9 protein-coding genes are annotated in these 6290 nt (G+C 60.5%); 6 read left to right on the top strand and 3 right to left on the bottom strand.

Annotated features, from left to right (window positions below):
- The 3 genes from BP846_RS02305 to BP846_RS02295 all read right to left on the bottom strand — a co-directional run.
- A partial coding sequence (locus tag BP846_RS02305) for an IS200/IS605 family accessory protein TnpB-related protein (protein WP_292392433.1) occupies positions 1-225 on the bottom strand: 225 nt, incomplete at its 3' end.
- 9 nt (positions 226-234) lie between these two features.
- Complete coding sequence (locus tag BP846_RS02300) at positions 235-705, bottom strand: RNA-guided endonuclease InsQ/TnpB family protein (RefSeq protein WP_292392432.1); 471 nt, start codon at positions 703-705, stop codon at positions 235-237.
- A gap of 172 nt (positions 706-877) precedes the next feature.
- The gene (locus BP846_RS02295; RefSeq protein ID WP_292392430.1) at positions 878-1015 is read right to left on the bottom strand and encodes a hypothetical protein; all 138 of its coding nucleotides are present in this window, start codon (positions 1013-1015) and stop codon (positions 878-880) included.
- A gap of 234 nt (positions 1016-1249) precedes the next feature.
- Here BP846_RS02295 and BP846_RS02290 point away from each other — a divergent pair, with 234 nt between their 5' ends.
- From BP846_RS02290 to BP846_RS02265, 6 genes are read left to right on the top strand one after another with little or no spacing between them, the layout of a single operon-like run.
- Complete coding sequence (locus tag BP846_RS02290; RefSeq protein ID WP_292392429.1) at positions 1250-1981, top strand: ABC transporter ATP-binding protein; 732 nt, start codon at positions 1250-1252, stop codon at positions 1979-1981.
- A gap of 5 nt (positions 1982-1986) precedes the next feature.
- Complete coding sequence (locus BP846_RS02285; RefSeq protein ID WP_394339948.1) at positions 1987-3078, top strand: SufB/SufD family protein; 1092 nt, start codon at positions 1987-1989, stop codon at positions 3076-3078.
- Positions 3079-3094: 16 nt separating this feature from the next.
- Positions 3095-3760 (top strand): protein-L-isoaspartate(D-aspartate) O-methyltransferase, encoded by a 666-nt coding sequence (locus tag BP846_RS02280; protein ID WP_292392427.1) that lies wholly within the window; start codon positions 3095-3097, stop codon positions 3758-3760.
- Entirely contained in the window at positions 3757-4377 is a 621-nt protein-coding gene (locus tag BP846_RS02275; protein WP_292392426.1) for a cyclase family protein, read from the top strand. Before BP846_RS02280 ends, BP846_RS02275 begins: the two co-directional genes overlap by 4 nt.
- A complete protein-coding gene (locus tag BP846_RS02270; protein WP_292392425.1) occupies positions 4374-4979 on the top strand; it encodes a hypothetical protein in 606 nt (201 codons plus the stop codon). The genes BP846_RS02275 and BP846_RS02270 overlap by 4 nt, the downstream gene beginning before the upstream one ends.
- A gap of 37 nt (positions 4980-5016) precedes the next feature.
- Positions 5017-6279, top strand: a complete 1263-nt coding sequence (locus BP846_RS02265) for a phosphopentomutase/phosphoglucosamine mutase (RefSeq protein ID WP_292392424.1) — start codon at positions 5017-5019, stop codon at positions 6277-6279.
- Positions 6280-6290: the final 11 nt, after the last annotated feature.

Raw genomic sequence — 6290 nt, 5'->3', positions numbered from 1 at the left:
CTCCTTGCCCGTTCGAGATGATAAGAATCGTCCCCACGATGCGTCGTGGATGCTTCTGCGGAGCCCGGTGGATTTACCGTTCTCTTTGAGATACTTGATGTTCAGGTCTTCGACACAGATCGTCGCATAGGCATCCACATACCACCGGGAGAGTTTGTGGAGGAAATCTTTCTTCTGGTTCGTGATATGGTCATATGCCTTCTCCAGGTTATCCTTTGCTTTCATCCAGTTCTTTCAGAACCGCTTCTTCCGGGCAACACTTTGCTGCAATTTCTTGATCGTATTCCGCGATTGTTCAAAGAATCGGGGGTTTTCGATTACCCCGCCATCACTATCGGCCGCAAATGCGTTCAGACCGACATCAATCCCAACTGAACGGCCTTCTCTCGTTGGTTCGGAAATCTTCTGTTCTGCCTGGATGATCACGTACCAGTTGTCCCCGGAACGGGTGATCTGGACACCCTTCACCGTCCCGACATAGGGCCGGTGCATCGTGAACGGTATTGTTCCGATCTTTGAGAAGGTGATGGCGCTGTGTTCTCTGTCGATCTTGAATCCAGATTGGTTGTAGTTGAGCGTCCGGTACCGGGATGCACCTTTGAACCGGAGTTTACCGATCTTCCGCCCCTTCTTCTTCGTCTGGGAGAGAGCACGAATGTTACTCCAGAGCGTAGAGTTCACCATCTGGAGAACTTTGGAGTACACGCCCGATACTTGTAGGAAACGATCATCTACGCTTGAATTATACTATAATACCCAAAATGATATACCTATCGTAATGAAGAAGGGCGGCGGAGCGGCCGTCCCCACCCTAAAGGGTGGGGACTTCCCGCTCCGCCCCCTTCACCCCCGCAAGTTAAATCTGTCTTGCCCTCCATCACGGAGAAGTGCGGTTCGCCGGAGCAACGGTGCTGGTATACGCCACTTTGCGCATCTGGTTCCGCCTGACGATAACCGGGTGCCGGGCGGCCCGCTCGACAAGGCAGGCAAACGTGGTGAATGCGATCCTTTCCATATAGAGAACGGGGAGGGACCGCTATTTAACCGTAAGCCGCGTGCGGGGTGAAAGTGAAGAGTTGGATTTCAGGCCGAAATCGACCCCCTTTGTTCAGGGAGGCCGGATACAGAAATCCGTTTTACAATAGTCCTACGTACCGGCGAGTTTTACCTTCCTATCGGCTGAAACGGCAACTGTTCCGTTGGCAAGTGTTAATGTATTACCCGGCATATACATGAAACGAAGTGCCGTATGCTGGATATTAGTGATTTGCACGTGAACGTGGATGGCACCGAGAAGCTCCACGACATCAACCTCCACATCGGGGAGGGGGAGACCCATATCCTGATGGGTCCGAACGGCTCGGGAAAGAGCACCCTGCTCAAAGCCATCATGGGGTTCGGCGGCTATACGATCACGTCCGGGTCAATTGTGTTTAAAGGGAAGGATATCACCCACATGCCGATCCACGAGCGGGCCCACCTCGGGATAGGCATGATGTTTCAGCACCCCCCAGCGATATCCGGGCTGAAACTCGGGAAACTGCTTGCCGCCACATCCCATATGGGAGAAGGCGCGATCGAGGCGCTGGCACAATCGGTCAACATGGAGCCCTTCCTCACCCGGGACGTCAACGTCGGGTTCTCCGGCGGCGAGATGAAACGAAGCGAAGTCCTGCAACTGAAGGTCCAGCAGCCCGACTTCGTCATGCTGGATGAACCGGAGAGCGGTGTCGACCTCGAGAATATGAGCCTCATGGGCAAGGAGATCGCAGGCCTGCTCGAGAAAGATATCCATATCATCAACCGACAGCGAAGCGGCCTTATCATCACCCATACCGGCTACATACTCGATTACCTCGAGGCCGACCAGGGGCACGTGCTGATCGACGGCCAGATACGGTGTCACGGAAACCCCCGCGAGATTCTGCGCGTGGTCAAGGAAAAAGGATACGGGGAGTGTCTGCGTTGCAAACAGATATAACTGACATGGAGCACCTCTCGGAGAAGGACCGGGAACGCCTCGCTCTGACCGGCCTTGAAGTAGGGATGCAGAACCGGTGCGGGAGTTTCTTCCAGATTGACCAGAACGTGGTCCAGACCACCTGTGGGGCCGAGGGAGTCGAGATGCTCCCCATCAAGGCCGCCCTCGAGAAGTATGACTGGGTGAAGGACTACTACTGGAACGCTGTCCCGAAGGATAAGGATAAGTATACGCAGTACCTGGCAAAGCAGGAAGACCCGCAGGGCCTCGTTGTCATCGCTCATCCGGGTGCGAAGGTCGAAATGCCTCTCCAGGCCTGCCTCTTCCTCCGCGAGGAGCCGGTGCAGCATGTGCATAACATCTTCATCGCGAGAGAGGGGTCCGAGATCCACATCATCTCCGGTTGCGCGAGTTCCTGGCAGAAGGAGCACGGAGCGCATATCGGGGTGACCGAGATCTACGTCGGCAAGGGCGCCAAGGTCACGTCCACGATGATCCACAACTGGAACCCGGGGATCAGCGTCTTCCCGCGGAGCGCCACCATCATCGAGGAGGACGGCACCTTCCTCTCGAACTACGTCTGCATGCAGCCGGTCCACCAGGTCAACATGTACCCAACGGCGCGCCTTGTCGGGAAGAACGCCGTGGCCCGGTTCTCGAGCATCGTCGTCGCGACGCCGGGGTCACTCCTCGACCTCGGCTCCCGCGCCATCCTCGGCGCCGAGAATACGAGCGCCGAACTGATCACCCGGGCGATCACCACCGGCGGCACCATCATATCCCGGGGGCACATCCTCGGCGAGAAGGATAACACGCGGGGCCATATCGAGTGCAAAGGCCTGATCTTAAAAGACGGCATCATCCACGCCATCCCCGAGATCGAAGGAACACTGACCGGCACCGAACTCTCCCACGAGGCCGCGGTCGGTAAGATCGCCCGCCACGAGATCGAGTACCTCATGGCGAGAGGCCTCTCGGAGGAGGAGGCCACCGCAACCATTATACGCGGGTTCCTGGATGTCAAGATCAGCGGTCTGCCTGCAGTTCTGCAGAAGCAGATCGATACCGCGATCGATAAAGCAGAATCCGGGTTCTGATTCGTGAGAAGAGGATATGGCGGAGACCGACCCATGCCAGGAAGAACGCGAGGAGATGGTGGAGTTCCAGATCCTGGCCCGGGGGGTCAGGAACCCCAGGGTGCTTGCCGCGATGCGGAAGATCCCGCGCCACCTCTTCGTGCCGAAGGGCTATGAGCGTGCCGCCTACGAGGACCGGCCGCTCCCCATCGGGGAAGGGCAGACCATCTCCCAGCCCTACATCGTCGCCGTCATGACCGAACAACTCGATCTCGCGCCGCAGGACCGGGTGCTCGAAGTCGGGACCGGCAGCGGCTACCAGGCCGCACTCCTCGCCGAACTTGCCGGCACGGTCATATCCGTCGAACGCCTGGAAGACCTCGCCGATCGGGCACAAAAGAACCTCGCCCGGGCCGGGGTCGCCGGCGTCCGGGTGATCGTCGGCGACGGCACGGAAGGCTATCCGCCGGGGGCGCCGTACGATGCTATCATCGTCACGGCGGCATCGCCCACTGTCCCGGAACCCCTGATCGACCAGCTCGCTGAAGGCGGGCGGCTGGTTGCTCCCATCGGGCCGCGGGACTGCCAGGACCTCATCAAACTCGTCAAACACGAAGGCCAGGTGGAGAAGATCCCGCTCGGCGGCGTCTGCTTCGTACCGCTGATCGGGCAGTTTGGGTGGCGAGGAGAAGGTTCCCCGTGAAGGTCTACGACATCACCAGGGACCTCTCCGAGGATACCATCCTCTACCCCGGGGATGTCCCACCCCGGTTCCGCGAGATAGATAACGGACAGTACCGTGTGACCGAGATGACCATCGGAAGCCATTCCGGAACGCACATCGACGCCCCGTCGCACTACCTGGAAGGCGGCCGGACTGTCGACCAGATCCCGCCAGGTGTGCTTATGGGGCTGGCGCGAGTGCTGGACTGCAGCGATGCGGAAGAGGTCATCGGTCCTGGCCGCCTCGCCGGCCGCCTTGCAGGCACCCGGACGCTCCTTCTGAAGACCTGGTTCTCGGAGCGGCAACGGTTCGAGCCCGGGTACCCGGCGCTCTCTCTTGAAGCGGCACACCTCATCGCAGACGCCGGCATCACCTGCCTCGGGACCGACGCTCCATCGATCGAGGCATTTAGCGGCGACGGTTCAGTCCACCGCAGGCTGCTCGGGAGCGGAATGGTCGTCCTCGAACTGCTCGACCTCGCAGCCGTGCCGGAAGGAGACTATGTTATGGTAGCATTGCCGTTGCGCCTTGCCGGCGCAGACGGATCGCCAGTGCGGGCGATCCTCTGCAAACAGTCTATGGAGGAAGAGCCATGAGTTTTCTGCACGATGCGATCGGGAAACTGGAGAAGGCACTCACGGACAGCGGATGCGAGGACGGTGTCGTTGCGCTCAGGGTGAACTACGACGCAGAGGTCTGCCAGTATCCAAAAGGAGTCTGCATGGAGGGGCATTTTGGAGGGCAGAGCGGGCAGTTCATCACCAGCGAGCCGATCCGGGCCAACACCCGGATCTCCTTTATGTTCGGTGCGCCACTCAAAGACCAGAAACAGCGGGGGGCGGCGAGCGTGATCATCAACGCCATCTCAGCGTTCCTCTGTCTGACACGGAAACTCCATCCCTGCACTCCCGAATGCTATGCCCCCTGCCTTGCGGAACTCTCCCGCGAGGTCGCCGGGAAGCGCGTCTACCTTGTCGGCCCGATGCCGGTGCTCGAGCGGGCCTTCAAAGGCCAGGTAGTCGATTCGCCAGATGAGGCCGACCTCCTTCTGGTCGCCGGCGACGGCATGACGACAGACGCCGGAGTCGCCTGCATCGACGACTGCCGGGGGAAGAAACGGATAATCTTTCTCGGACCGTCGACCGCCGGGGTCAGCGGCCTCATCAATCTCGAGCACTGGTGCCCCTACGGGCGATGAATACCTTTTTTTAGGAAAGAAAGGACTATACAGGAGTATGCTATTCGGCTCTTCCGGGATCCGGCAGGAGTTCGGCCCCGGCCTCGTCGATCTGGCGCTCCGTATCGGAGCAGCCGCCGCAGACGGCGCGCAAGGCATCGTCGTGGGCAGGGATACCCGCACAACCAGCAAACTGCTGGAACATTGTGTCATCGCCGGTATGCTCTCGGCCGGTGCGACCGTCTACACCTGCGGCATCGCGCCCACACCGACGGTCGCGCACGCGACGGGATGCGTGGACGCAGGATGCATGATCACCGCCTCGCATAACCCCGAATCCTACAACGGGGTAAAACTGCTCAACCCCGACGGGTCGTCGTTCACCCGCCGGCAGCAGGCGGCAATTGAGGGTGCGCTCGAGGGGTCGCACTGGGAGGACTGGGACGAGCAGGGGCACGTCGCCCCCGTCGATGCGGTGGATGCCCACCGGGAGGCGATCCTTGACCAGCTCAGCCTCTCCCGCCCGGTCACGGCCGTGCTGGACTGTGGCAACGGTGCGGGAAGCGTCATCACCCCCGATCTCCTTGCAGGGGCAGGGGCGACCGTCATCGGGCTGAACTGCAACGTCTCGGGCCGGTTCGCCCGCCCTTCGGAGCCGCTGGAGGCAAATCTCCCCTATATCGGCGAGATCGTCCGGAGGCGAGAGGCTGCGTGTGCGGTGATTCACGACGGCGACGCCGACCGGATGATGGCGTTCGATGAGCGGGGCCGCTACATCGACGGAGACCATCTTCTTATGCTCTTCGCGAAGTACCTTGACCGGAAGCGCGTGGTCACCACCGTCGACGCCTCCATGGCGATCGAAGAGGTCGCGGAGGTCCGCCGCACGCCGGTCGGCGACAGCTTCGTCTCCGAGGAACTCCTCTCGTGGGGAGATTTCGGCGGAGAGGCGTCGGGGAGCTGGATCTTCCCCGAGCACTCCTACTGCCCTGACGGGGTCTATGCCGCGGCCCTGCTCTGCGAGATTGCGTCGGAGTGGTCGATCGCCGAAGAACTGGACCGGATGCCCCGGTATACCCTCCTCCGGGAGTCGTACCGCGTCGCTGTTCCGGGGGGGATCATGGCGGCGATGGGAGCTGATGAGCCTACGCATGGCGTCCGATACAGTGACGACGACGGCTGGTACCTGATCCGGGCGAGCGGCACCGAACCGAAGGTCCGGATCACGGCCGAGGGAAAGACGCCCGCAAAAGCAAAAAGAATGCTCGATGCAGGGCATACAGCCCTTGAGAGAGCGAAACGTGTTTCGGGAGCAGAGTAGGAGTGAATAGT

It is taken from the genome of Methanoculleus sp. UBA303 (assembly GCA_002501655.1).
In the GTDB taxonomy this organism is placed as follows: Archaea; Halobacteriota; Methanomicrobia; order Methanomicrobiales; family Methanoculleaceae; genus Methanoculleus.
The sequence above is the reverse complement of the archived record's forward strand: the minus strand, read 5'-3'. Positions and strand labels throughout refer to the sequence as shown.

Bases quoted from the DNA above. Each gene is read 5' to 3' on its own strand.
- BP846_RS02295 (WP_292392430.1), bottom strand. From the start codon at position 1,015: ATGGAAAGGATCGCATTCACCACGTTTGCCTGCCTTGTCGAGCGGGCC.
- BP846_RS02290 (WP_292392429.1), top strand. From the start codon at position 1,250: ATGCTGGATATTAGTGATTTGCACGTGAACGTGGATGGCACCGAGAAG.
- BP846_RS02285 (WP_394339948.1), top strand. From the start codon at position 1,987: ATGGAGCACCTCTCGGAGAAGGACCGGGAACGCCTCGCTCTGACCGGC.
- BP846_RS02280 (WP_292392427.1), top strand. From the start codon at position 3,095: ATGGCGGAGACCGACCCATGCCAGGAAGAACGCGAGGAGATGGTGGAG.
- BP846_RS02270 (WP_292392425.1), top strand. From the start codon at position 4,374: ATGAGTTTTCTGCACGATGCGATCGGGAAACTGGAGAAGGCACTCACG.
- BP846_RS02265 (WP_292392424.1), top strand. From the start codon at position 5,017: ATGCTATTCGGCTCTTCCGGGATCCGGCAGGAGTTCGGCCCCGGCCTC.